Source organism: Streptomyces sp. (genome assembly GCF_019510245.1).
In the GTDB taxonomy this organism is placed as follows: Bacteria; Actinomycetota; Actinomycetes; order Streptomycetales; family Streptomycetaceae; genus Streptomyces.
Genome location: NZ_JAEKKT010000176.1, coordinates 19,934 through 45,496, shown reverse-complemented (window position 1 = coordinate 45,496; position 25,563 = coordinate 19,934). Strand labels below are relative to the sequence as shown.

Below are 25,563 nucleotides of genomic sequence, written 5' to 3'. Positions count from 1 at the left end.
CTGGCCAAGCCCGGAACCCGATACAGGACCGGTATCGCAACGTGCAGGGATGTGGAGGGGACGTGACGGTGGTCACTCGATGTTCTTGGCCATGGCTGTCGAGAGGGCGCCGCAGATGTCGTCGCCGGGCTCGGCGTAGGAGCTGACGCAGGCGTACGGGTTTCTGCTGTTGGTGACGTTGTGCCGAGCGGCGTCCGACGGTGGGTGAAAATCTGAAAAACGATCAACAGCTGTGGTCTTTTTTGTCATGTAAGCGATCATCGGTGTCGATCATGGACTGATCGTCAGCAGACCCTCGCCGGTGAGGGGTGGGGGCCGCTGGCAACAAACTAGGAGAAAAGTCTTGAGGAACCTCAGACGCATAGCCACTGTCTGCGGCCTGGCGGCTGCGTGCACGCTCGCGTTCGGCACCTCGGCAGACGCGACGACGTACTACGCCAGCTGCTCGACCACCGGGGCGAAGGGCAGCATGGGCGCGGATTACCCCTCGGGGGATCTCTGGGAGTACGACACTTTCAAGATCGCCATGTCGGTGACGGACACGGCCGCCGACGGGCACCACGTACAGATCCGCTTCCTGAGCAAGGAGGTCGGGAACTCCGGCACGGTGAAGTGGCCGTGGCACTCCTTCACCAGCGCCAACGGTGACACGTTCACGTTCAGCACCACCGCACAGGACGACTACGGCATTGTGGCCACGGGGGTCGAGGTGGCGCGCTACGAAGGAAGCACCTACCTCAACTCCTGCACTGACTGGTCCTAGCGGCAGCCGGAATCGGTGAGCTTCCCGGCGATCGTGCTCCTTCTCGTGTAGCCGATGCGGGTGGCTGTTCCTGAACAAGGGGCGGGCCATCATGCACTCCCTCTGAGGAATCACCTTCAGGTGGCGGGGAGCGCATGGTGGCCCCTTCTTCTTGGTCAGGTGGCGGCCGCGTTACTGCTTGCTCTTGATGACTGCCTCCATCACGCTCTTCGCGATCGGGGCCGCGAGGCCGCCGCCGGAGATGTCGTCACGGTTGGCCTGGTCGTCCTCGATCACCACGGCGACCGCGACCGGCTTGCTGCCGTCGGGGAGCTTGGCGTACGAGATGAACCAGGCGTAGGGGTTCTCGCTGTTCTCCACGCCGTGCTGGGCGGTACCGGTCTTGCCGCCCACGGTGATGCCGTTGATCTGGGCGTTCTTGCCGGTGCCGTCCTTGACGACCGTCTCCATCATGGACTGGAGGATCTGGGCGTTGGAGGAGGACAGCGGCTGGCTCATCTCCTGGGGGTCCGTCTGGGAGATGGTGTCCAGGTTCGACGACTGCAGCTTGTCGATCATGTACGGCTTCATCAGCTTGCCGTCGTTGGCGACCGCGGAGGCGACCATGGCCATCTGGAGCGGGGTCGCGGCGGTGTTGTACTGGCCGATCGAGGACAGCGCGGTCTGCGACTGGTTCATGTTGTCGGAGAAGACCGAGGCGCTGGAGCGGACCGGGGTGAACTGCTCGGAGTCGAATCCGAACTTCTTCGCCTCGGAGAGCATCTTGTCGTTGCCGAGGTCGGCGCCGATCTTGCCGAAGACGGTGTTGCAGGAGAACTTGAGCGCGTTCCGCATGGTCGCGTTCTTGCAGGGGATGTTGCCCTCGTTCTTCAGCTCGGTGGTGGTGCCGGGCATGACGTAGGGCAGCGGGGAGTTGGTGTTCTCGTCGGCCGACTTGTACAGCCCGTTCTGCAGCGCGGCCGCGGCGGTGACGACCTTGAAGGTGGAGCCCGGCGGGTAGGTCTCGCGCAGCGCCCGGTTCAGCATCGGGTCGTTCGGGTTGTACTTCTTCTGGAGCTTCTTCCACGCCTCGGCGTCGGTGTCCGAGGTGCCGGCGAAGGCCGAGGGGTCGTACGACGGGTAGCTCGCCAGGGCCAGGATCTTGCCCGTGGACGGGTCCAGGGCGACGACCGCGCCCTTGCCGCCCTGCTTCTTCAGCCCGTTGTAGGCGGCGCTCTGGGCCGCCGCGTTGAGGGTGGTGACGACGTTGCCGCCCTGCTTCTGCTTGCCCGTGATCATGTCGAGGGTGTTGCGGAAGAAGAGCCGGTCGTCGTTGCCGGTGAGGATGCCGTCTTCCAGGCTCTCCAGCTGGTTGGCGCCGAAGGCCTGGGAGGCATAGCCGGTGACCGGCGACCACATGGGGCCGTTCTTGTACGTGCGCTTGTACTTCAGGTCGTTGAGACCGGAGGAGCTGGAGGCCGTGGAGCCGGTGATCGGGTTGCCGTCGACGATGATGTCGCCGCGCGGGGTGGAGTAGCGGGCGATCGTGACGCGGCGGTTGGCGGGGTCCTCGCGGAGGGTGTCGGCCTTGACGTACTGGAGCCAGTTGTCGCGCAGCAGCAGGGCGAGGACCAGGAGGCCGCAGAAGATCGCGATCCGGCGCAGGGGTTTGTTCATGAGGGACGGACCACCTGGGTCATCTCGGCGTCGGGGTTGCTGGCGGGGGCCGGGGCCGGGCGGCGGGCGGTGTCGCTGATGCGGATGAGCACGCCGATGAGCGCCCAGTTGGCGATCACGGAGGAACCGCCGTACGCGAGGAACGGCATCGTCATACCGGTCAGCGGGATGAGGCCCATCACACCGCCGGCGACGACGAAGACCTGGAGGGCGAAGGCGCCGGAGAGGCCGACGGCGAGCAGCTTGCCGAACGGGTCGCGGGCGGCGAGGGCGGTGCGCACACCGCGTTCCACGATCAGGCCGTAGACGAGCAGGATGGCCATGATGCCGGCCAGGCCCAGCTCCTCGCCGAAGGTGGCGAGGATGAAGTCGGAGTTGGCGGCGAAGCGGATCAGCTCGGAGTGACCCTGGCCCCAGCCGGTGCCGAGGGTGCCGCCGGAGCCGAAGGCCCACAGGGCCTGCATGGCCTGCTCGGAGTGGAGGATGCCGTCGTTGCTTCCGTTGCGGCTGAGCGTGTACTCGCGCATCGGGTTGAGCCAGGCCTGGACACGGGTCTGCACGTGCGGCTCGAAGCTGGCCACGCCGACCGCACCGGCCGCCGACATCAGCAGACCGAAGACGATCCAGCTGGTCCGCTCGGTGGCGACGTACAGCATGATGACGAACATTCCGAAGAACAGCAGCGACGTACCGAGGTCGGTCTCGAAGACCAGGATGAGGATCGAGAGCATCCAGACGACGATGATCGGGCCGAGGTCACGGCCGCGCGGCAGGTACAGGCCCATGAAGCGGCGGCTGGCGAGCGCGAGCGCGTCGCGCTTGACCATCAGGTAGCCGGCGAAGAAGATCGCGAGGACGATCTTGGCGAACTCGCCGGGCTGGATGGTGAAGCTGCCGACCTTGATCCAGATCTTGGCGCCGTAGGTGAGGTCCGCGCCGAGGCCCGGGACGAGGGGGAGCAGCAGCAGGACCAGCGCGCCGGCCATCGAGATGTACGTGTAGCGCTGCAGGACGCGGTGGTCCTTGAGGAAGACCAGCGCGGCGACGAACAGGGCGATGCCCATCGCGGTGTAGATCAGCTGGTTGGTCGCCTTGCCGCCGGCCACGTGGATCTGCTGCAGCAGCTTGGACTGGTCCAGCCGCCAGATGGCGACCAGGCCGAGGCCGTTGAGCAGGGTGGCCAGCGGCAGCAGCAGCGGGTCCGCGTAGGGGGCGAACTTGCGGACGGCGAGGTGCGCGACGGCGGCAAGGAGGCCGAGGCCGAGTCCGTAGCTCAGCAGCCCGGCGGGGACCTTGTCGTTGATGGCCAGGCCCACGTTGGCGTAGGCGAACACCGGGATGGCGACGGCGAACACCAGGAGCGCGAGCTCGGTGTTGCGCCGGCTCGGGGTGCCGATGGAGCCGATCGTGGACGTGTGGTTCGTCGACGTGTTGGTAGTACTGCTCATCGTGTGACAGGGCCTCTCACGGCTTGCCTACTGCTTACCGCACAGCGAGACGACCTTCTGCTCATCCTCCGAGAGGGTGGGGCCGGGGCTGGGGGTCGCTGAGGGGGACGGGGACGGTGACGCCGTGGAGGACGCCGAGTGCGAAGGGCTGGGCGAGGCCTTGGACGTGAGAGAGGTCTTGGTGGTTCCCGTGGTGCCGCCGGCCTCGCCCTGGCCGGTCTTGGAGCTGGTCTTGGACTCGGCGGCGGTGCGCTCCGACTCCTTCTTGCAGGCGGAGGCCTGCACGGCCAGCTCCTGGACCTTCGACCGGGCGTCCTGGAGACCGCCCTCGGCGATGGTCGCCTTGACCTGCTTCTGCTGGTACGGAGGCAGGTACTTGAGTTCGATCTCGGGGTGGTCCGTCTCCACCTTCGACAGTGACACCCAGGCCAGGTCCTGGCTGATGCCCTGGTACAGCGCGACGTGCTCGCCGTTGGCGCCGACGTAGTACTGCGTCTGCGTCCAGCGGTAGCCGCCGTACAGACCCCCGCCGATCACGGCGAGGGCGAGCACGCTGTAGAAGGATCTCTTCAGCCACCTGCGGCCCCTGCGGGGCTTGACGAAGTCGTCGTCGGTGTAGTCGCCGAAGCTGTCGGTGGGGACGTAGCCGGTGGTGTCGCCGGAGCCGGGCGGGCCGAACTCGCCGCCGCCGCCGTGGCCCTGCCGGCCGAGGTTGGCGGCGCGGCCCGCGGGGGTCTGCATGTAACCGTTGTCGTGCAGGTGGTGCTGGTTCTCGGCGACCGCTCCGACCACGACCGGGGTGTCGGAGAGCTGGCCCGCGAGGGTGTCGCCGGTGTCCAGGTCGAGGACGTCCGCGATGATGACCGTGATGTTGTCGGGGCCGCCGCCGCGCAGCGCGAGCTGGATCAGCTCCTGCACGGTCTCCTGCGGTCCCTGGTAGCTGGCGAGGGTCTCCTCCAGGGTCTGGTGGGAGACGACGCCGGAGAGCCCGTCGGAGCAGATGAGATAACGGTCACCCGCGCGCACCTCGCGGATCGACAGGTCCGGCTCGACGTGGTCGCCGCTGCCGAGCGCCCGCATCAGCAGCGAGCGCTGCGGGTGGGTGGTGGCCTCTTCCTCGGTGATCCGGCCCTCGTCGACGAGCCGCTGCACCCAGGTGTGGTCCTGGGTGATCTGCGTGAGCACGCCGTCACGGAGCAGGTACGCGCGGGAGTCGCCGACGTGCACGAGGCCGAGCCGCTGCCCGGTCCACAGCAGGGCGGTGAGGGTGGTCCCCATGCCTTCGAGCTGGGGGTCCTCCTCCACCATGGCGCGCAGCTGGTCGTTGGCGCGCTGCACGGCGTGGCCGAGGGAGGTGAGGATGTCGGAGCCGGGCACGTCGTCGTCGAGCGTGACCAGGGTGGAGATCACCTCGGAGGAGGCGACCTCACCGGCGGCCTGGCCGCCCATGCCGTCGGCGATGGCGAGCAGGCGGGGACCGGCGTAACCGGAGTCCTCGTTGCCCTCCCGGACGGAGTCCTCGTTGCCCTCCCGGATCATGCCTTTGTGCGATCCGGCGGCGAAGCGCAGTGACAGACTCATGCGCACCTCGCCCGTCGGCTCCGGGTACATCCGCACGGTGCCCACCCTCCGGTCGGGAGCGCGCCGGGGACCGGCGTCCGGTCCGCCGCTGCGTGCTCGCTCCGCTCGCGCCTATCCATGATGTAGCACTACTTCCGCAGCTCGATGACGGTTTTGCCGATGCGGATCGGTGCGCCCAGCGGGACCGGCGTGGGAGTCGTCAGCCGGGACCGGTCCAGGTAGGTGCCGTTGGTCGAGCCGAGGTCCTCGACGATCCACTGGCCGTCGCGGTCCGGGTAGATCCTGGCATGGCGGCTGGAGGCGTAGTCGTCGTCCAGCACGATCGTCGAGTCGTGGGCGCGGCCGAGGGTGATGGTCTGTCCCTGGAGCGCGACCGTCGTACCGGTGAGGGTGCCCTCGGAGACGACCAGCTTGGTGGGGGCGTTCCGGCGCCCGCGGCCGCCGGCCGCGGGCTGCTGGGCGCGCTGCTGCGGGGGCGCGGCCTGCTGCCGGGCGGCGGGCTGCTGCCGGCGGCCTTCTTCCCTACGCGATCCGCGCTGGGTGACGCGCGTACCGAACAGGTCGCTGCGGATGACCTGCACGGCCACGATCACGAACAGCCACAGTACGGCCAGGAAACCCAGCCGCATGACCGTGAGGGTCAGCTCTGACATTGCCCCCGCTTCACCCTTCGGCTTGCCGGTAAATGATGGTGGTGCTGCCCACGACGATCCGCGAGCCGTCGCGGAGCGTAGCGCGGGTGGTGTGCTGCCCGTCCACCACGATGCCGTTGGTGGACCCGAGATCCTGGATCGTCGAGGGCGTTCCGGTCCGGATCTCGCAGTGCCGGCGGGAGACGCCGGGGTCGTCGATCCGCACGTCGGCCTCGGTGCTGCGGCCCAGCACGAGCGTCGCGCGGGAGATCTGATGGCGGGTGCCGTTGATCTCGATCCAGTAGCGGGTGCGGGAGCCGGGCGCCGAGGCGCCGACGGGACCCGAGGGCGGCCGCTGGGCGGCCGGCTGGGTCGGCTGCGGGTACCCGTAACCGCCGGGGCGGGCACCGGGCGGCGGGGCACTCGGCATCGGCGGGGCGGCGGCGCTCTGCTGCGGGTAGCCGTAGCCGCCCGGACGCTGCGGGGCACCGCCCGCGGGGGCGCGCTCGGGGTCCTGCTGGTTGCTGGAGGAGGCGAGCGTGCGGCTGCGCACCCGGTACAGGCCGGTGTCGAGGTCGTCGGCCTTCTCCAGGTTGACCTTGATCGGCCCCATGAACGTGTAACGCTGCTGCTTGGCGTAGTCGCGGACCATCCCGGCGAGCTCGTCGCCGAGCTGCCCGGAGTAGGGGCTGAGCCGCTCGAAGTCGGGCGCGCTCAGCTCCACGATGAAGTCATTGGGCACGACGGTCCGGTCCCGGTTCCAGATGGTCGCGTTGTTGTCGCACTCGCGCTGCAGCGCGCCGGCGATCTCCACGGGCTGGACCTCGGACTTGAACACCTTGGCGAAGGTGCCGTTGACCAGACCTTCGAGACGCTGCTCGAACTTCTTCAGGACTCCCACAGGGCACCTCCTCTGTCGCCTTGCCCCTACTGACTGCCGTTGCCGTTACCGCTCACTGATCGTATCTACGCGCCCGGCAATCAGCCGGTTCCCCCAGCGGCCCCTCTTCGAACTCCTCGGCGTGCTCTCCCGCCGGGATCGGCGCTCGTTCTGCCATGGATCGTAGAGGTGGCCCACGTCCAGTGTCCCGCACCTGACTGTGGACCCGATCCGTCTCCTGGAGAGATGGGCTCTACCGGTACGAGGTTGATACGTGACCGCGGACTGCTCGGTACGTGATCACCAGGTGAGCGCTGCCCAGGGGAAAGGGATGTGAACCCACCGTGTCCCACGTGCTAGTGTTCTCGATGTCGGAAGGGGCCAGCCCGAAGGAAACAACGGGCCTGAAGCCGGAAGACACACCCAATGCGCGGGTGGCGGAATAGGCAGACGCGCTGGATTCAGGTTCCAGTGCCCGCAAGGGCGTGGGGGTTCAACTCCCCCCTCGCGCACAGAGAGATACCGGTGAAACGGGTCTCCGCCGGTGACGGAAGTCACAGCGGGGGCCCGTTTCTCGTTGTCCACCGGCTGCCGGCGGGGCGTTCGGTGGGTGGTCGGCGGCGGGGTGCGGCTGTGAGGCATCGCACGGTGCTGCCGGGGCATGCGGAGGGCGCGGAGGACGCCGGCCCGTGAGCTATCTCACGGGCGGGGCCTGGTCCTTCCCGGGGTGCAGGGCGGGCCACACGGTGGCGACGGCGGCGGTCGCGGCGAGCAGCGCGCAGGCTCCCGCCGCCGTGCCGATGGCCGACCACGGCAGCCGGATCACGACCGGCGCCGACAGCAGGTGCAGGGCCCGCCACATTCCCGCCAGTTCGACCACCGCGACCAGCAGTCCCAGCAGCGCCCCGACCGCGACCACCGTCAGCGCCTCCGCGCCGACCAGCCGCAGCACCTGCCCCCGGGTGGCCCCGGCCAGCCGCAGCGCGGCCAGTTCGCGCACCCGGTCGGCAGTGGCCATCGTCATGGTGTTGACCAGGGAGATCCCGGTGTAGAGCAGTGCGATGCCGAGGACCAGGAGGACGCCGAGCCGGGTGGTCCGGTCGGTTCGCGGGTAGGCCGCCGCGACCCACTGGTCCGCCGTGCGCACCCGTCCACCGCCCGCCCGGACCGCCTCCCGCAGCCCGGCGGCCACCGCGCCCGCGTCCGCGCCGTCCCTCAGGGCCACGTCGATCCGGTCGACGGCCGCGCCCGAGGCGTTGGCCGGGGTGACGTACACGCCGTTGTCACCGGTGCCGGTCCGCAGCACGGCGGCGATGCGCAACGTCTTCCGGGTGCCGTCGCCGAGCCAGACCCGGACCCGCTGCCCGACGGTGTGCCGCTCCCACTCCTCGTTCACGATGATCGAGTCGTCGTCGAGCGCGGTGACCCGGCCGGAGGCGAGCGGGAGGCGGGCGGTGGCCGCCAGCGCGGCCGGAACGGCGGCCCGCGCCTCGGACCTGATCAGGGCGACCCCGTCCTCCAGCACGTACACCGCGCTCGCCGAGGTCGCCGACGCCTGGGCGCCCGGCACCGCGCGCACCGCCCGGAGCGTCGCCTCGTCGAACCCGGCGCCGTCCGGGGGCGTGACGACGAAGGCCGCAGTGGTCCGGTCTCGGGTCTCGGCGGCCCGGGCCGCGTTCAGGTTCGCGGTGGCGCCCAGCAGCGAGCCGGCGAGGGCGACGGTCACCAGCGCGGGCGCCGCGACGGCCGCCGTACGACGCACCCCGGCCGTCGCGCTTTCGCGCACCAGCAGGCCGGTGGCGCCGGGGAGCCGGGCCGGGGCCCGGGCGAGCAGCCGGACCAGGGGACGGACCAGGAGGGGAGAGAGCAGGGCGACGGCCGTGATCAGCACCATCGGCCGGCTCACGTAGGTCTTGCGGTGCAGCAGGTCGCCGGGTGGGTCGAGGAGCAGCAGCACGGCCGCGGTCAGCAACAGGCCCGCACCGCACAGCCGGCGCCCCCGGGTCATCGGCCTGTCATCCACGTCGGCCTCGCGCAACGCCTCCGTCGGCCCGGTCCGGCCCGCCCGCCAGGACGCGGCGGCCGCGCCCAGCAGGGCGACGAGCAGACCGGTCGCGAAGGCGGCGCCGTACGGCCAGGTGTGGCCGCCGATCCGGAACCAGCCGGGGGCGAGGCCACCGTCCGCGGTCCAGCGGGCGAGGCGGGGTGCGCCGTACCCGCCGAGCACGCAGCCCGCCGCCGAGGCGAGCGCCCCGACCAGCAGGGCCTCGGCCAGCACCGTCCTGCGGAGCTGCCCGGGTGTCGCCCCGGCGGTGCGCAGCAGGCCGAACTCGCGGCGGCGCTGGGCGACCGCGAAGGCGAAGGTGGACGCCACCACGAAGACCGACACGAAGGCGGTGACCCCGCCGGCGGTGCCGAACAGGGCGTTCAGCGCGGTCAGCGCCACGCGGTCGCGGTCCGGGTCCGGGTCGGCGAGTCGCCGGCCGTCGCCGGTGAGGACCTGGAGGCCCGGGATGCCCCGCACCGCGTTCCGTACGGCCGCCGGTCGCGCGGCCACGACCAGCTGGGTGCTGCGGGACGCCAGCCGTGCCGCCTGTGCCTCGGTGTAGAAGACGGGGTGCTCGAAGCCGAGGTCGGCGACCGTGCCGACGACGGTGACGCCGCCGTGGTCCGTGCGGAGGGTGCGGCCGGGCTTCGCCCAGGTCCCGGTGACGACGACCTCGCGGGCGGTGCGCGGTGCGCGGCCCGAGGTGAGTTCGTACGACGCGAAGGCGGCGACCGGCCAGGGGTGCCCGACGAGGTCGCCGGGCCCGTTCTCGGCGTGCACGGCGAAGGTCCGGTCGAGGGTGACCTCGCCGAGTCTCTGCAACCGGGCGACGGCGGCGGCGGGTACGGCCCGCGGCCGGGCGAGCCGCTGGGTGCGGGTGCCGATCGGGGTGGCGACCCGCAGGGTGTCGGCGCCCTTGACGACGACCCGCGCGGCGGCGAACCGCTCCGGGGCCCGCCGTGGCGCGTCCAGCGAGGAGGCGAGAGCCAGCCCCATCACGGTGAGCAGGGCCACGCCCAGCGCGAGGGCGACGAAGCTGCCGACGAAGGTGACCCGGCGGGCACGCAGGGTGTACACGGCGATACTCAGCACGGCTGGGCCTCCGGCTCGGAGGGCAGGGGCTCCGACTTCGGTGGCTGGGCCTGCGGCGGGGACGGCGGGGGTGTCGGTCTGGGCGGCTGGGCCTGCGGCGGGGACGGCGGGGTTTTCGGTCCGGGCTGTTGGGCCTGCGGCTCGGAGGGCATGGTCTCGGACTTGGATGGTGGGGCATGGGGCCTGGACGGTGGGGTCTCCGGCTGTTCGGGGGGCTGGGTCCGCGGACTCGACGGTGGGGTCTCCGGTCCGGTCAGGTGGGTGGCGATGTCGGTGGCGGGTGCGCCGGTCAGTTCGCCGGCGACCCGGCCGTCGACGAGGAAGACGACACGGTCGGCGTAGGAGGCGGCGACCGGGTCGTGGGTGACCATGACGGTCGTCCGGTGCTCCTCGTCCACCATGGCGCGCAGCAGCGCCAGCACCGTGTGGCCGGTCCGTGAGTCCAGGGCGCCGGTGGGCTCGTCGCCGAACAGGACGTCGGGGCGGGTGATCAGGGCGCGGGCCAGCGCGACGCGCTGCTGCTGCCCGCCGGACAGCTCGCTCGGCCGGTGCCGGGCGCGGTCCGCGAGTCCGACCCGGTCGAGGACCTCGCGTACCCGGGCCCGCGGGGGACGGCGGCCCGCCAGCCGCAGCGGCAACGCCACGTTCTGCTCGGCGGTGAGCGAGGGCAGCAGGTTGAAGGCCTGGAAGACGAAGCCGACGCGCTCCCGGCGCAGCAGGGTCAGCTTCGTCTCGCTCAGCCCGGTCAGTTCGGTCCCGCCCAGCAGGACGGACCCGGAGGTCGGCCGGTCGAGGCCCGCCGCGCACTGCAGCAGGGTCGACTTGCCGGAGCCGGACGGCCCCATGACGGCGGTGAACGTCCCCCTCGGAAAGTCCAGGGAGACCTCGTCGAGCGCGACGACGGCGCGGTCGCCGGAGCCGTGGCGTCTGCTGACGGAGCGCAGGTTGATGGCGTCCATGGGTCCTCACATGTCGGTTCGACGGCGGCGGTACGCCCACGAAACCGTCCGGGGACGGGGCGGCGCACTGCGGCAGGACCGAGACTCGGGGTAGGGCCAGGCATACCCCCGCTCCGGCGGCTGGACCGATGGCCGCGTCCCCTGCCCGCCGCCTACGGTGACCGCATGCAGCCCCGTCCCCGCAGCGTCTGGCAGGCCATGGCCGGGCCCGGTTTCCTGATCTCCTCCTGGCCCTGGCGGGCCGCCGGTTACCTGGTGACCGGCGCGGTGACCGGAGCCGTACTCCTGGTCGGGCTGGTGGCCGCGGTCGCGGTCGGCGGGGTGCTCGCCGTCGTCCTCGTCGGGCTGCCGCTGCTGCTCCTCACGGCGCTCGCGGGCCTTCCGGTCGCCTGGCTGGAAAGGCGCAGGCTGCGGCTGGTCGACCGAGAGCGGGTGTACGACCCCCATGTCCGGCCGTCCGCCCCGGGACTGCGGGCGTGGCTCGCGACCCGGCTGCGGGAGCGGGCGACCTGGCGCGAGCTCGGCCATGCGCTCCTGTTCGCGGGCCTGTTGTGGGCGGTGGACGCGCTCGCCGTGGTGCTCGCGCTGCTCTGCCCGCTGTCGATGGCCGCGGCCCCGCTGCTGCTGGCCACGGTCGGCGGCGGCCGGGAGACGAAGGTCCTGAAGGCGTGGACGGTCACCGGCTGGCCGGCCGCCTTCGGTATCGCGCTCGCCGGGATGCTGCTGCTGGCCCTCGGCGGCTATGCGCTGGGCGTGGCGGCCGGTGCGCGGGCCGGTCTCGTCCGGCTGCTGATCGCGCCGCGCGAGGCCGAGTTGGGGCAGAGGGTCGTCGAACTGGCGCGGTCCCGGGCGCGGTTGGTGGACGCCTTCGAGGCGGAACGGCGGCGCATCGAGCGGGATCTGCACGACGGGGCCCAGCAACGTCTGGTCGCCCTGTCGATGACCCTGGGACTGGCCATCCTGGACGCCTCGCCGGGACCGCTCGCCGACCAGCTCGCCAAGGCCCAGCGGGAGGCGGGCGAGGCACTCGCCGAACTGCGGGAGATCGTGCACGGGATCCATCCGAAGGTGCTGGCCGACCACGGTCTGGAGGCGGCGGTGGCGGATGCGGCGGATCGGACGGCCGTTCCTGTGGACGTCGGGTTCCGGTTGCCCGGGCGGCTGCCGGAGGCGGTCGAGGCCGCCGCGTACTTCGTGGTGCGGGAGGCGCTCGCCAAAGTCGACCGGCACAGTGGTGCGGGCCGCTGCGAGGTGACCGGCGGACACCGGGACGGCCGGCTGCACCTGGAGGTGCGCGACGACGGCCGCGGCGGCGCGGACGCCGAGGCGGGCAGCGGCCTCACCGGACTGGCGGACCGGGTGTCCGTCCTCGATGGCAGACTCTCCCTGTCCAGCCCGCCGGGCGGACCGACCCTGCTGCGTGTGGAGTTGCCGTGCGAGCCGATCGACCTCTGCGCGTAGTCCTGGCCGAGGACGGCGTGCTGCTGCGAGAGGGGATCGCGGGGCTGCTGGGCCGGTTCGGCCACGAGGTGGTCGCCGCGGTGGGGGACGCGGAGGCGCTGGTCGCCGCGGTCGAGGAGCACGCGCCCGACGTCGTCGTGACCGACGTGCGGATGCCGCCGGGCTTCCAGGACGAGGGCCTGCACGCGGCGGTGCGGCTGCGCGCGTCCCGGCCGACGTTGCCGATCCTGGTCCTCAGCCAGTACGTCCAGCGCAGTTACGTCGCCGAACTCCTCGACTCCGGGGACGGGTCGGGCATCGGGTACCTGCTCAAGGACCGGGTGGGGCAGGTGGCGGAGTTCGTCGCGGCGTTGGGGGAGGTGGCGGACGGGGGGACGGTGGTCGACCCCGAGGTGGTACGGCAACTGCTGCGCCGGCGCCGGGATCCGCTGGAGCGGCTGTCCCCGCGCGAGCGGGAGGTGCTCGCGCTGGTCGCCGAGGGGAAGTCGAACGGGGCGATCGCGCGAGAGCTGGTGGTCTCGGAGGCGGCGGTGGGCAAGCACATCGGGGGGATCCTGACGAAGCTGGACCTGCCGCCGGCGGAGGACTCGCATCGGCGGGTGCTGGCTGTGCTGGCGTATCTGCGGGCGTGAGGCCTCTGGTTTTCGGGGCGTGCTGCGGTGGTTCGGCCGCGGGTGCGCACCCAAGAAAGGTGGGTGTCCCGCCTCAAGGGGCGAGGGGACTGCGCGAACGGCCCCCACCGGCCCGCAGACGGTCGACGGCATGCACCAACCCATCTGAATGCCCCTGAAGTTATCCACAGGGTCTGACGGCTCTCGGCCCCCCACCTGTACCGTCTCCACGAGTTGATGTTCGTGCGTGTGCGTGCGTGGAGTACGGGGGAGGCGGTCGACGTGACCGGAGTGGAAGAGCCGACGGCGGCCGGCGGGCGCAAGCTGCCCGCGCCGAAGGGCTTTGCGCAGTGGCCTTCGCAGGGCTCCCCCAAGGAGGAGGGAAAGGCGCTGCGTTCGGCGGTGCCGCGCCGCAGCCATGACGCCCTGGACCTGGACGGCTCGCGCCCCGACGCGGTCCGCGCGGTCGAGGAGTCCAACCGGGACCGCATTGCGGAGCTGATCCCGATAAGGGTCGGCAGGATGGCGGCGAGCCCGTTCGCGTTCCTGCGCGGCTCGGCCGGCCTGATGGCGCACGACCTGGCCCGCACCCCGATGACCAGGATCGCCACCCAGGTCTGCGGCGACGCCCACGCGGCCAACTTCGGTCTGTACGGCGACCCGCGCGGCGACCTCGTCATCGACCTGAACGACTTCGACGAGACGGTGCTCGGCCCCTGGGAGTGGGACCTCAAGCGGCTCGCCGCCTCCCTGGTGCTGGCCGGCCGGGAGGCGGGCGCCGACGAGGACATGTGCCGCAAGGCGGCGGGCGACGCGGCCGGCGCCTACCGCCGCACCATGCGCCTGCTGGCCAAGCTCCCGGTCCTGGACGCGTGGAACGCGATCGCGGACGAGGAACTGGTCTCCCACTCCGACGCCCACGACATGATCGGCACCCTGCGCCGGGTCTCGGAGAAGGCCCACGCCAACACCAGCGGCCGGTTCGCGGCCCGCTCCACCGAGCCCACCGAGGACGGCGGCCGCCGCTTCGTGGACGCCGTGCCGGTGCTGCGCCGGGTCCCGGACGCGGAGGCCGAGGCGGTCACCGCCGCCCTGGAGCACTACGTGACCACGCTCTCCGAGGACCGTCACCCGCTGCTCGCCCGGCACACCCCGCACGACGTCGCCTTCCGGATCGTCGGCACCGGCAGCGTCGGCACCCGCTCCTACGTCGTCCTCCTCCTCGACCACCGCGGCGAGCCGCTGATCCTCCAGGTCAAGGAGGCCCGCCCGTCCGCGCTCGTCCCCCATCTCGCCACGGCCGGCTTCGAGACGGCGGCCGTCGACCACGAGGGCCGCCGGGTTGTCCTCGGCCAGAAGCGGATGCAGGTGGTCAGCGACATCCTGCTCGGCTGGACCACGGTGGACGGCCGCCCGTTCCAGGTCCGCCAGTTCCGCAACCGCAAGGGCAGCGTCGACCCGGCCGCCCTGTCCCCCGACCAGATCGACGACTACGGCCGGATGACCGGCGCCCTGCTGGCGCGCGCCCACTCGCACAGTGCCGACCCGCGCCTGATCGCCGGCTACTGCGGCAAGAACGAGGAGCTGGACGAGGCGATCGCCGGGTTCGCGGTGACCTACGCCGACCGCACGGAGGCCGACCACGAGGAGCTGGTGACCGCGGTGCGGGCGGGACGGATAGCGGCGGAGCTCGGGGTGTGATCCGCGTGGTCCGCGTGCGCTCCGGCTCCCGTCCCCCGCTTCCGGCTTCCGGCCTCCGGTCTTCCGAGAGGTGCTGATGTGAAGTACGTCGAAATCGCCGAGGACGCGGCCGCGGTCTCCATCGACCCGGGCCCCTACCTGGAGCGGCTGCCGGAACTCGCCGGCGGCCTGCCCCCCGGCGCCCGTGCCTTCGCCACCGACCCGCGCCACTACGACTTCGGCGGCCGCCGCTGCGTGAAGGACCTGCGCCCGCTGGACATGCGCCGCACGGCCCCCGCCGACATGGAGATCCGCTTCCGCCACGACTGCCACCGGCACGACGAGGACCTGATCGTCCGCTACACGGGCGTCTCCCGCTTCCAGACGGACATCCTGGGCGCCTGCGATCTCACCTCGCTCGGCGAGGTGATCCTCGACGAGATCCTCCCGCATCCCGGCGGCTGCACCCACGAGCTGGCCTGCCGTCCCGGCACCCTCGTCGTGGCCTGCACCGATCTGGTCGCCGAATGGGTCCCGGCCACCGACGACGACGACAGGGCCTAGGCTGGTCGGGTGACGACCCCGGAAGCTGAGCAGTCCCAGGCACCGCGGCCCGAGGAGCGGCTGGAGCAGGCCGTACGGGCCGCCGAGCAGGCGTTGATCGAGTACGAGATCGCGGTCGAGACCTTCCGTGTCGAGGTGGAGAACTTCTCCCGCCTGCACGAACAGAAGCTCGGCCCCCTCTACCTCCGCATCGAGGAGCTGGACGCGCGGATCGCCGAGGCGAAGGCCGCCCGCACCGGCGACCCCGAGGACATCCGTGCCGCCGAGGAGGCCCGGGCCCGGGTCCTGCCCATCCCCGGTGTCGAGGAGCTGCTGCACGGCTGGATGGACGGCGACGGCCTGTTCCCGGAGGCCGTCGCGATGCTCACCGAGCAGGAGGTCCGGCCGCCGCAGCGGGTCCGCCCCGGCGAGGAGGCCCGCCGCCTCTACCGCGAGCTGGCCCGCAAGGCCCACCCGGACCTGGTGCAGGACGAGGCCGAGCAGCAGCGGCGCGAGGAGTTCCTCAGCCGGGTCAACGCGGCCTACGCCCGTGGCGACGAGGCCCTGCTGCGCGAGCTGGCCGAGGAGTGGGCGGCCGGACCGGTCCCGCCGGAGCGCAGGCCGAGCCGGGCCGAGGAGCTGTACGCCCGCCTGGAGTGGCTCTCCGAGCGCAAGGAACTGCTCGGCCTGGTCGCCAAGGAGCTGGAGAACGGCCCCATCGCCGGCCTGCTCCGGCTGGCCCCCGACGACCCCGACGGTCTCCTCGACGAGATCGCCGAGCGGCTCCGGAAGGACGTGACCGAACGCGAGGCGGAACTGGCGGCCCTGCTGACCCAGGAGTAGGCCTCCGCCCCGGTCGGGTAGCGTCGGGGACATGAACTTCGCAGCGCGTGTGCCCACGGTCGAGGTCGCGGACCTCAAGGACGGCGATTTCCTCCTGGACGTCCGCGAGGACGACGAGTGGCAGGCGGGCCACGCCGCCGGTGCCCTGCACATCCCGATCAGCGAGTTCGCGGCCCGCTACGGCGAATTCACCGAGGCGGCTCCCCAGGACGCCCGCGTCCACGTCATCTGCCGCTCCGGCGGCCGCTCGGCCCAGGTCACGATGTACCTGGTCCAGCAGGGCATCGACGCCGTGAACGTCGACGGCGGCATGCAGGTGTGGCAGGCGGCGGGCCGCGAGGTCGTCACGGACGGGGGAGAGCCGGGCTTCGTCGTCTGAGGCGACCCAGCGGTGGAGCGCCCCGTCAGGGGCGCTGGGGGTGCCCCCGGCCGAAGGCCGGGGGAGGAACTGCGCGACCGGCCCCCACCGCCCCGCAGATCACACACGACCGAACGCCCCCTTCCGCATCCCCTACCCCAGTGGATGCGCAGCGAGCAGATCCCCCAGCGCCTCCTCATGGGCCCCGGCCCCCCCGAGCGCCAGCTCGATCTGCTTCGCCCAGGCGTGGTACCGGTGCAGCACGTACTCCGTGTCGGCCCCGAACCCCCCGTGCAGATGCTGAGCGGTCTGCACCACCCGCCGCACCCCGTCGGCCGCCCAGATCTTCGCCACCGCCACGTCCCCGGCCGCCGGCAGCGCCCCGGCCGCCCCCGACGCGATCCGCCACGCCGCCTGCCACAGCGTCGCCTCCATGGCGCGCAGGTCGATGTACCGGTCGGCGGCCTGCACGGCCACCGCCTGGAACGTGGCGATGGGGTGCCCGAACTGCTCCCGCTTGCCGGCGTACTCGGCGGTCATCCGCAGGACCCGCTCACCCAGCCCGAGCGCCAGCGCACACGTCCCGGTCACCAGCAGCTCGCGCAGCCACTCCCAGGCGCCGTCCGCCACCACCACGTCGCGGCCCGCGACCCGGGCCGACTCCAGCCGCAGCTCTCCGAGCCGTTCCCCGCTGGTCGACACCTGCTCGGCGACCGTGACCCCGGCCGGGACGCCGGACGCGCCCCCTCCGCCGCCCGGCGCCACCAGCGCCAGCACGCTCCGGTCCGCGTCGGTGCGCGCAGGCACGACGACGAGACCGGCGTCGAAGGCCCACGGAACCGCCGTCTGCACCCCGTCCAGCACCCATGTGTCACCGTCCCGCCGCGCGGTCACCGCGAGCTCGGCCGGGTCGTGCCCGGTGCGCCCGCTCGCGGCGACGGTCAGCACCAGTTCGCCCCGCCCCGCCCGCGCCGCCAGCCGGTCCCGCAGCTTTGCCGTGCCGTATTTCTGGACGGCCGCCAGGGCCGCGCTGTGCTCCAGCAGCGGCACCCGGGCCAGCACCTTCGCCGACTCCCGCAGCACCAGGCAGAGCGCGATGGCGTCCAGAGCGGCGCCGCCGTACTCCTCGCCCACCAGCAGGCTCAGCAGATCCGCGCCCGCCAGCCTGTCCCACAGTTCCCGGTCGAAGCCCTCGGCCACGGCACCGGTGGTCAGCGCCGGGCTCGGCACCGCGTCCGGCGCCACCCCGGCGAACACCCCGCGTGCCGCCTCGGCCGCCGCCAACTGCTCCTCGGTGAAGGTGAAGTCCACGGTCCTGTCCTCCCGGCGGGTCCCCGCTGATCTGACGGTCCGTCAAGATAGAACAGGTTCTAGAAGAAGGGAACCCAAAACCCCTGCGATCACCCGCTCCTCCCGTCGTAGGCTGACGGCCGCTGTCCGCCGACGGGGGACGGACACACGAGGGAGGACACATGGGGATCCGAAGCCTGACCCGCACCGAGGCCGAGCACCGGGCCGCACTCATCAGGGTCGAGCGGTACGACGTGGACGTCGACCTCACCGCGCTGCCCGACGGGCCGGAGGTCCGCTGCGTCTCCACGGTCACCTTCAGCTGCTCCGAACCGGGCGCGGAGACCTTCGTCGACTGCGCGGCCGAGGTCCGCGCCGCCACCCTGAACGGCACTCCCCTCACCCCCTCCGGCGACGGCCGGATCCCGCTGCCCGGACTGGCCGCGCACAACGTGCTGCGCGTCGAGAGCGTCCAGGCCGACACCGCGGCCGGGCAGGGCGTGCACAAGGCCACCGATCCCGCCGACGGCGAGGTGTACGTGTGGACGAGTTTCGAACCCGACGAGGCCCGGTTCGTCTGGGCCTGCTTCGACCAGCCCGACCTCAAGGCCCCGCACGCCTTCACCGTCACCGCCCCGGCCGCCTGGACCGTCCTCAGCAACTCCGGTGACCCGCGGATCGAGGAGCAGGGCGCGGCCCGCCGCTGGAGCTTCCCGGACACCCCGCCGCTGTCCGTGTACAACACCGTCGTCAACGCCGGCCCCTTCCACGGGATCCGCCGCGAGGCCGACGGCCACGACCTCGGCATCTACGCTCGCCGTTCGCTCGCCGAGGTCCTGGAACGCGACGCCGACGACGTCTTCACCCTCACCCGGCAGGGCCTCGCCTTCTACGCGGAGGCCTTCGCGATGCCGTTCCCGCAGCGCAGCTACGACCAGGTGTTCATGCCCGAGTTCGGCGGCGCGATGGAGAACTACGGCTGCGTGACCTGGTCGGACGCCTTCCTGCGGCGCGCCGAGCCGACGCCCGCCGAGCGCGAGCTGCTCGCGGTGGTGCTCCTGCACGAGATGGCGCACATGTGGTTCGGCAACATCGTCACCATGCGCTGGTGGGACGACCTGTGGCTGAACGAGGCCTTCGCCGAGTTCGCCTGCCACTGGGCCGCCGAGGGCGCCACCCGCTACACCGACGCCTGGGCCGGCCATCTCCTCAGCGGCAAGGTCAGGGCCTACCTCTCCGACCAGGGACCGGTCTCGCACCCGATCCACCAGCCCATCCACGACGTCGCCCAGGCCGCGTCGATCTTCGACAACATCACCTACCCCAAGGGCGCCTCCGTCCTGCACCAGCTGATGACCTACGTCGGCGAGGACCGCTTCCGCACCGGCATGGCCGCCTACTTCGCCCGGCACGCCTGGGGCACCACCACCCTCCAGGACCTGATCGACGCCCTCGCCGAGGCCGGCGGCCGCGACCTGACCGGCTGGCGCAAGGCCTGGCTGGAGACCGCCGGCACCGACCGCTTCACCCTGGAGCACGACGGCGACACCGTCGCCCTGCTCGCCGACGGCAACCCGCGCCCCCAGGTCCTCGCGGTCGGCGCGTACGACCGTGCCGGCGACGCCCTGGAACGCACCGCGCTGGTCCGCGTCGAGGTCACCGAGGCCCGCACCCCGGTCACCGGCCTTCCCGCCACCTCCGAACTCCTCCTGGTCAACGACGACGACCTCACCTTCGCCACCACGCGCCCGGACCCCGCCGCCCTGGACACCCTCCTCCGCGCGGCGGCCCAGCTGCCCACGGCGATCTCGCGGGGTGTGGCCGCCGCCACCGTCTGGGACATGCTCACGGCCGGCGAGGCCACGGCGGCCGAGGCCGGCCGCTGCCTCACCGCGGTCCTCGCGGCCGAGACGTCCGACGCCGTGATCGAGCCCTACCTCACGCTCGTCATCAGCATCGCCGAACTCTGGGCCGCGCCCGCCGAACGCCCCGCGCTGACCGAGGCGGTGGCCGCGGCGTGCCGGCGGCTCGCCGCCGACCCGGGCCGCCGCCAGGTCGCCCTGCGCGGCCTCGCCCGCACCGCGACCGGCGCCGAGGACCTGGCCTGGCTCCGCGAGCAGGCGGGCGACGACGTCGACCTGCGCTGGCGTGCCCTCGTCCGCGAGGCCGAACTCGGCGGCGACGTCACCGCCGAGTCCGCCGCGCTGCTCGCACGCGATGCCGACCCCGACGCCTGGGTGCGCACCCTCACCGTCCGTGCCGCCCTCCCCGATCCGGCCGCGAAGGCCGAGGTCTGGCAGCGGCTGGCCGTGAACCGCGAGGTGCCCGTCGCGTCGGTCTCCGCGGTGGCGGCCGCCTTCTGGCGCCCCGGCCAGGACGCCCAGCTCGCCCCCTACGCCGAGCGCTACCTGGCCGCGATCCCCGAACTGCACCAGGGCGGCATGATCCCGGCGATGACCTACACCTCCCATCTCTTCCCGTCGTACGCCATCGATGCCGGGTACATCGAGACGGTCCGTCAGGCGGCCCGGGAAGCGGTCCCCGTGGTCCGCAAAACCCTTCTGGAGCGCTCGGACGCCGTCCGCCGCATGCTCCAGGCCCGGGTCGCGAACGCCTGACCCACGGCGAGGCACGGCCCCGCCGGGTCCCGTCCGATCGTTCGGTTCCGGCCAATCCCATGGTCGCCGTGGCCGCACCGACGATCAATCCCTGTGGAAAACCTTGGCCACGACCTGTGGAAAACTCCCGGAACGTGGTCGGTGGGCGGGCCCGGGGCGCCGGATGACCTGCGCCGATGTCGAGCGGGGGGCTCTGGTGCCCCGGACCGGAAGGGCGGTCGGCCGCGTCCGGAGTGGTGATGGCCACGCCGGCGGCCTCGTCCCCGGGGCTGCGCCCGGTGGCCGGTGCTGAGTACCGTTCCGTGCGAGTGCCGGGCAGCGGCACACCGGGCGGTGCCGGATCGGCGGCCGCCCGGACGACGCGGCGGATTCGGGGAACGGGGCGGCATGGACGACGCGTACGACGAGGGCGTGGACGCCCGGCACGGGCCGGACGCCCCGAGCGGGACGCGTGCGGAGCCGGAGCCCGCCCCACCGGCCCGTCCGGCACCTCCGGAGCAGCCGCCACCCGGCCCGCCGGCCCCACCGGCGGAGTCCCTCGCCCTCCCCCGTACCGGCGTCGCCGCCCTGTCCCCCCGCTACCAGGTCGGTGCGGCCCTCGCCCTCGCCCTGGTCGCGGTCGCCGCATGCGTCCACCTCGGGATGGTGTTCCTGAGCGTGGCACCGGCCAACACGGTGACCAAGCAGCACGGCAAGGCGATCGAGGACTGGGTGTACCCGGAGTTCGAACAGAACTGGAAGCTCTTCGCGCCGAACCCGCTGCAGCAGAACATCGCCGTGCAGGTGCGCGCCGACGTGCTGATGCCGGACGGCAGCACGAGCACCACCGGCTGGAACGACCTGTCCGCACAGGACGGCAAAGCCATCGACGGCAGCCTGGTGCCCAGCCACACCGTGCAGAACGAGCTCCGCCGGGCCTGGGACTTCTTCACCTCCACGCACGGCACCGACAACCGTCCGATCGGCCTGCGCGGCTCCCTGTCCGAGCAGTACCTGCGCCGAATCGTCGTGATGCGCATGTACAAGGGAGACGCCACGAGCCAGAAGGGCACCATCGAACGCGTCCAGGTGCGCTCCAGCACCACCAACGTGACCCCGCCGGACTGGAGCGGCGAGAAGGTCTCCGACACCCCCGTCTACCGGGTGCTGCCCTGGTGGACGGTCACGAAGGACGAAGCGAACGGCGGTGTGCGGTGAACCGTCTCGCCCTGTGCCTGTCCCGGGCCATCGCCCGGGTCACCGAGGCGGCGCTCGGCCCGTACCAGACGGCCGTCGTCCGCATCGGCTTCGCCACCACCTGGCTGCTGTTCCTGCTGCGCGAGTACCCGCACCGTCAGGAGCTGTACGGCCCCCGTGCCACCTGGAGCTTCGACCTCGCCCAGCAGCTGACCGCCGACAACCACGCCTTCACGGCGCTGCTGGCCTCCGACGGCCAGGTCTTCTTCGAGGTCTTCTACTTCCTCGCCGTCGTCTCCAGCGCGCTGCTGCTGGTGGGCTGGCGGACCCGGGCCACCTCCGTGCTTTTCATGATCGGCGTGCTGTCCCTGCAGAACCGCAGCGTCTTCGTGGGCGACGGCGGCGACAACGTGCTGCACCTGATGTCCTTCTACCTGGTGTTCACGCGCTGCGGCCAGGTGTGGTCCCTGGACGCGCGCCGGGCGGCCCGCGCGGGCGCCGCACGCGCGCGTGGCGAACGCGCGGCCCCCGATGTGGCGGGCCCCGCCCTGTGGGCGATGTCGGGTCTCGTCCTGCTCGCGGCGGCCCTCACCGGCCGTACCGGAGGCGGCTGGCTGGTCCCGGCCGTGATGTGGGCGACCTGGGCGGGCACCGCCCTGTGGTGGGCGGCCGGCCGCTGGGGGCGCACGTCCGAGCCCCGCATCCTGCTCGACGTCGTCGCGAACATCCTGCACAACGGCGCCGTGTTCGTGATCATGGCCGAGGCCTGCCTGATCTACGCCACCGCCGGCTGGTACAAGATCCAGGGCTCCCGCTGGCAGGACGGCACCGCCGTCTACTACCCGCTCCACCTGGACTACTTCTCGCCCTGGCCCGCCCTCGCCGACCTGCTGTCCACCAGCGGCACGATGGTGATGCTGGTGACCTACGGGACGGTCATCGTGCAGGTCGCCTTCCCGTTCACGCTGTTCAACCGGCGGGTCAAGAACGTGCTGCTGGCCGCGATGATGACCGAGCACGCGGTGATCGCGGTCGTCCTCGGTCTGCCCTTCTTCTCGCTGGCCATGATCGCGGCGGACTCCGTCTTCCTGCCGACCTCCTTCCTGCACCGGGTCGGCGGCTGGGCGGCACGCGCGCGTGACCGGGTTTCCCGCCGGACCACACCGCAGCTGCCCGTGCAGCGCTCGCCGGAGCCCGAGGAACAGCCCCGCGTAGGCTTCGGGGCATGACCGACCCCCTGGACCACTGGGCGCGGCTGGCCGGCTCGGCCGTCCTCCTCGACGGCTTCCACGCCCTCAAGCACGCGCTGCGCTTCGGCGCACAGGTGCCGGTGGCGGTCACGGCGGACCGGGCGGCGGCGCTGGCCCTGGCCGAGGAGCTGGCGCCGGACGTACGGGAGGCGCTGGCCGCGCTGCTGACGGAGGTGCCCGCGCAGACGTACGCGTCTCTCGTCCCGCGCCCGCACCCCACGGCCGTGGCCGCCCTGGCCGTACGGCCGTCCCGCGAGGCCAACCTGCGCGAGCTGGCCCGCGTCCCGCGCACGGCCCCGATCGTGGTCCTCGACGAGCCGCGCAACCTCGGCAACGCGGGCGCGGTGATCCGCCTCGCGGCGGGCTTCGGGGCGACCGGCGTCATCACGACCGGCACCCTGGACCCCTGGCACCCGACGGTCGTCCGCGGCGGTGCGGGCCTCCACTTCGCCACGGCGGTGGAACGCCTGACGGTGCCCGAACTCCCGCCGGGCCCGCTGTACGCCCTGGACCCGGAGGGCGAGGACATCAGGGCGACGAAACTTCCCGACGACGCGATCCTCGCCTTCGGCTCGGAGCGGACGGGCCTCTCCGCCGACCTGCGCGCCCGCGCCGACCACTTGCTGCGCCTGCCGATGCGTCCCCAGGTGAGCAGCTACAACCTGGCGACCAGCGTGGCGATGACCTTGTACCACTGGAGTGCCCTGTAAAGGGGCTGGGCCGAGGCGCCCCGTAAGGGGCGCTGGGGGTCCCCCGGCCGAAGGCTGGGGGAGGAACTGCGCGACCGGCCACAATGGCGCCGCACCCGCCCGACGACCGTCCGCCACGAACGGCGGGTGCCGCCCGGCTCGGCACCGCCGATCGACGCCGTCGTGACGGAGCGCCGTGCGGCGGCCCAAAAGCTTGTGCTCCCGTCGGCCGGTCGCGCGCCCCGCGGGCCTACGCCTCCCTGCGCACCTCGATCACCCGGAACCGGTTCGCCACGAACGCCCCGTCGCACAGCGCCGCGTTCGCCGCCGGGTTGCCGCCCGAGCCGTGGAAGTCGGAGAAGGCGGCGGTCTGGTTGACGTACACCCCGCCCACCAGGTTCAGCGACAGCTGGGCCGCCTCCTCCAGGCAGACCTCCTCCACCGCGCGCTCCACGTCGGCGTCGACCGTGTACGCCCCGACCGTCATCGCGCCCTTCTCGCGGACCGTCCGCCGCAGCAGCTCCACCGCGTCGGCGGCGGAGTCGACGGCGACGGCGAAGGACACCGGGCCGAAGCACTCGCTCATGTAGGCGGCCTCGTCGTCCGGCTTCGCGCCGTCCAGCTTCACGATCACCGGCGTGCGCACGACCGCGTCCGGGAACTCGGGGTTGGCGATCTCGCGGGAGGCGAGGGCGACCTCGCCGAGCCCGGCTGCGGCCTCCAGGCGGGCCTTGACGTCGGGGTTGACGATGGCGCCGAGCAGCGCGTTGGCCCGGGCGTCGTCGCCGAGCAGGCCGTCGACCGCGCGGGCGATGTCGGCGACCACCTCGTCGTACGTACGCGGGCCCTCGTCGGTGCGGATCCCGTCGCGGGGGATCAGCAGGTTCTGCGGGGTGGTGCACATCTGGCCGCTGTAGAGGGAGAGCGAGAAGGCCAGGTTGGAGAGCATCCCCTTGTAGTCGTCGGTCGACTCGACCAGGACCGTGTTGACACCGGCCTTCTCGGTGTACACCTGCGCCTGCCGGGCGTTGGCCTCCAGCCAGTCGCCGAAGGCGGTCGAGCCGGTGTAGTCGATGATCCTGATCTCCGGGCGGGTCGCGAGCGTCCTGGCGATGCCCTCGCCGGGGTGCTCGGTCGTCAGCGCCACCAGGTTCGGGTCGAAGCCGGCCTCGGCGAGGACCTGGCGGGCGACCTGGACGGTGAGGGCCAGCGGGAGCACCGCGCGCGGGTGCGGCTTGACCAGGACCGCGTTGCCGGTGGCGAGGGAGGCGAACAGGCCCGGGTAGCCGTTCCAGGTCGGGAACGTGTTGCAGCCGATGACCAGTGCGATGCCGCGCGGAACCGGCTTGAACGTCTTCGTCAGCGCGAGCGGGTCGCGCTTGCCCTGCGGCTTGGTCCACTCGGCCGTGTCGGGCGTGCGGACCTGCTCCGCGTAGGCGTAGGCCACCGCCTCCAGGCCGCGGTCCTGGGCGTGCGGGCCGCCCGCCTGGAACGCCATCATGAAGGCCTGGCCGCTGGTGTGCATGACCGCGTGCGCGAACTCGTGCGTCCGGTCGCTGATCCGCTTGAGGATCTCCAGACACACCACCGCGCGCGCCTCCGCGCCCGCGTCGCGCCACGCGCGCTGCCCGGCCCGCATGGCCGGCAGCAGTGTGTCGACGTCGGCATGCGGGTAGGTCACGCCCAGCTCGATGCCGTACGGGGAGACCTCGCCGCCGGTCCAGTCGTCGGTGCCGGGCTGGCCGAGGTCGATGCGGGTGCCGAGGAGGGCGTCGAAGGCGGCCTTGCCCGCCGCCGCGTCCAGGCTGCCGTGCTCGCCGTAGGCCTTGGGGTGCTCGGGGTGGGGGGACCAGTACGCGCGCGTGCGGATCGCCTCCAGCGCCTGGTCAAGCGTGGGCCGGTGCTTGGCGATCAGCTCGTGCGCGGTGAGTTCGGCGGTCATGCGGGACCAACTCCTCGTCTGATGAGCTCCCCTTGAAGCTCATG

General features: G+C 72.3%; 20 protein-coding genes, 1 tRNA gene and 1 pseudogene. 12 read left to right on the top strand and 10 right to left on the bottom strand.

All coding sequences use genetic code 11. The features are described 5' to 3' along the window. Positions 1–72: 72 nt before the first annotated feature. Positions 73–249 (bottom strand): hypothetical protein, encoded by a 177-nt coding sequence (locus JF597_RS34545; RefSeq protein ID WP_294004455.1) that lies wholly within the window; start codon positions 247–249, stop codon positions 73–75. Positions 250–343: 94 nt separating this feature from the next. On the opposite strand from JF597_RS34545, the gene JF597_RS34540 reads away from it, so the two are divergent. Continuing rightward, the gene (locus JF597_RS34540) at positions 344–763 is read left to right on the top strand and encodes a hypothetical protein (protein WP_294004452.1); all 420 of its coding nucleotides are present in this window, start codon (positions 344–346) and stop codon (positions 761–763) included. A 171-nt stretch (positions 764–934) separates the two neighbouring features. On the opposite strand, the gene JF597_RS34535 is transcribed toward JF597_RS34540, so the two are convergent. The 5 genes from JF597_RS34535 to JF597_RS34515 form a co-directional block, all read right to left on the bottom strand. After that, entirely contained in the window at positions 935–2,419 is a 1,485-nt protein-coding gene (locus JF597_RS34535; protein ID WP_294004449.1) for a penicillin-binding protein 2, read from the bottom strand. After that, positions 2,416–3,867 (bottom strand): FtsW/RodA/SpoVE family cell cycle protein, encoded by a 1,452-nt coding sequence (locus JF597_RS34530; RefSeq protein WP_294004447.1) that lies wholly within the window; start codon positions 3,865–3,867, stop codon positions 2,416–2,418. Before JF597_RS34530 ends, JF597_RS34535 begins: the two co-directional genes overlap by 4 nt. 27 nt (positions 3,868–3,894) lie before the next feature. Continuing rightward, positions 3,895–5,478 carry a Stp1/IreP family PP2C-type Ser/Thr phosphatase gene (locus JF597_RS34525; RefSeq protein ID WP_294004501.1) on the bottom strand — a complete coding sequence of 528 codons (1,584 nt, stop codon included), beginning with the start codon at positions 5,476–5,478 and terminating at the stop codon, positions 3,895–3,897. A gap of 98 nt (positions 5,479–5,576) precedes the next feature. Then, entirely contained in the window at positions 5,577–6,101 is a 525-nt protein-coding gene (locus tag JF597_RS34520; protein WP_294004444.1) for an FHA domain-containing protein, read from the bottom strand. 10 nt (positions 6,102–6,111) lie between these two features. After that, entirely contained in the window at positions 6,112–6,981 is an 870-nt protein-coding gene (locus tag JF597_RS34515) for a DUF3662 and FHA domain-containing protein (RefSeq protein ID WP_294004441.1), read from the bottom strand. Between the two features lie 407 nt (positions 6,982–7,388). Between JF597_RS34515 and JF597_RS34510 the strand changes: the two genes are divergently transcribed. Then, positions 7,389–7,472, top strand: a tRNA-Leu gene (locus tag JF597_RS34510). 182 nt (positions 7,473–7,654) lie between these two features. Here JF597_RS34510 and JF597_RS34505 read toward each other — a convergent pair. Together JF597_RS34505 and JF597_RS34500 are read right to left on the bottom strand one after the other, a co-directional pair. Further along, positions 7,655–10,099 carry an ABC transporter permease gene (locus JF597_RS34505; protein ID WP_294004439.1) on the bottom strand — a complete coding sequence of 815 codons (2,445 nt, stop codon included), beginning with the start codon at positions 10,097–10,099 and terminating at the stop codon, positions 7,655–7,657. Between the two features lie 251 nt (positions 10,100–10,350). Next, positions 10,351–11,058 (bottom strand): annotated as a pseudogene (locus JF597_RS34500) (ABC transporter ATP-binding protein); the annotation flags it as partial. A gap of 198 nt (positions 11,059–11,256) precedes the next feature. On the opposite strand from JF597_RS34500, the gene JF597_RS34495 reads away from it, so the two are divergent. The 6 genes from JF597_RS34495 to JF597_RS34470 all read left to right on the top strand — a co-directional run bounded on the left by JF597_RS34495 (position 11,257) and on the right by JF597_RS34470 (position 16,575). After that, positions 11,257–12,519, top strand: a complete 1,263-nt coding sequence (locus JF597_RS34495; protein ID WP_294004498.1) for a sensor histidine kinase — start codon at positions 11,257–11,259, stop codon at positions 12,517–12,519. Beyond that, on the top strand, positions 12,492–13,151 hold the full coding sequence (locus JF597_RS34490) for a response regulator transcription factor (RefSeq protein ID WP_294004436.1): 660 nt from the start codon (positions 12,492–12,494) through the stop codon (positions 13,149–13,151). Before JF597_RS34495 ends, JF597_RS34490 begins: the two co-directional genes overlap by 28 nt. Positions 13,152–13,367: 216 nt before the next feature. Beyond that, positions 13,368–14,831, top strand: a complete 1,464-nt coding sequence (locus JF597_RS34485; protein ID WP_294004433.1) for a DUF2252 domain-containing protein — start codon at positions 13,368–13,370, stop codon at positions 14,829–14,831. Positions 14,832–14,909: 78 nt separating this feature from the next. Then, complete coding sequence (locus JF597_RS34480) at positions 14,910–15,374, top strand: hypothetical protein (RefSeq protein ID WP_294004430.1); 465 nt, start codon at positions 14,910–14,912, stop codon at positions 15,372–15,374. A 9-nt stretch (positions 15,375–15,383) separates the two neighbouring features. Continuing rightward, complete coding sequence (locus tag JF597_RS34475; RefSeq protein WP_294004427.1) at positions 15,384–16,196, top strand: hypothetical protein; 813 nt, start codon at positions 15,384–15,386, stop codon at positions 16,194–16,196. 49 nt (positions 16,197–16,245) lie between these two features. Continuing rightward, positions 16,246–16,575, top strand: a complete 330-nt coding sequence (locus tag JF597_RS34470; RefSeq protein WP_294004494.1) for a rhodanese-like domain-containing protein — start codon at positions 16,246–16,248, stop codon at positions 16,573–16,575. 132 nt (positions 16,576–16,707) lie between these two features. Here JF597_RS34470 and JF597_RS34465 read toward each other — a convergent pair whose 3' ends face one another. Further along, positions 16,708–17,865, bottom strand: a complete 1,158-nt coding sequence (locus JF597_RS34465) for an acyl-CoA dehydrogenase family protein (RefSeq protein ID WP_294004424.1) — start codon at positions 17,863–17,865, stop codon at positions 16,708–16,710. Positions 17,866–18,026: 161 nt separating this feature from the next. On the opposite strand from JF597_RS34465, the gene pepN reads away from it, so the two are divergent. The 4 genes from pepN (at position 18,027) to JF597_RS34445 (ending at position 23,598) form a co-directional block, all read left to right on the top strand. Next, positions 18,027–20,462 carry an aminopeptidase N gene (gene pepN, locus JF597_RS34460; protein WP_294004421.1) on the top strand — a complete coding sequence of 812 codons (2,436 nt, stop codon included), beginning with the start codon at positions 18,027–18,029 and terminating at the stop codon, positions 20,460–20,462. 387 nt (positions 20,463–20,849) lie between these two features. Then, positions 20,850–21,659 (top strand): DUF5819 family protein, encoded by an 810-nt coding sequence (locus JF597_RS34455; protein ID WP_294004418.1) that lies wholly within the window; start codon positions 20,850–20,852, stop codon positions 21,657–21,659. Then, complete coding sequence (locus JF597_RS34450; RefSeq protein WP_294004415.1) at positions 21,656–22,867, top strand: HTTM domain-containing protein; 1,212 nt, start codon at positions 21,656–21,658, stop codon at positions 22,865–22,867. The genes JF597_RS34455 and JF597_RS34450 overlap by 4 nt, the downstream gene beginning before the upstream one ends. Continuing rightward, a complete protein-coding gene (locus JF597_RS34445; protein ID WP_294004413.1) occupies positions 22,864–23,598 on the top strand; it encodes a TrmH family RNA methyltransferase in 735 nt (244 codons plus the stop codon). Before JF597_RS34450 ends, JF597_RS34445 begins: the two co-directional genes overlap by 4 nt. 229 nt (positions 23,599–23,827) lie before the next feature. Here JF597_RS34445 and paaN read toward each other — a convergent pair whose 3' ends face one another. Further along, positions 23,828–25,519: a phenylacetic acid degradation protein PaaN gene (paaN, locus tag JF597_RS34440; RefSeq protein ID WP_294004411.1), complete on the bottom strand. Its 1,692-nt coding sequence runs from the start codon at positions 25,517–25,519 to the stop codon at positions 23,828–23,830. Positions 25,520–25,563 lie beyond the last annotated feature (44 nt).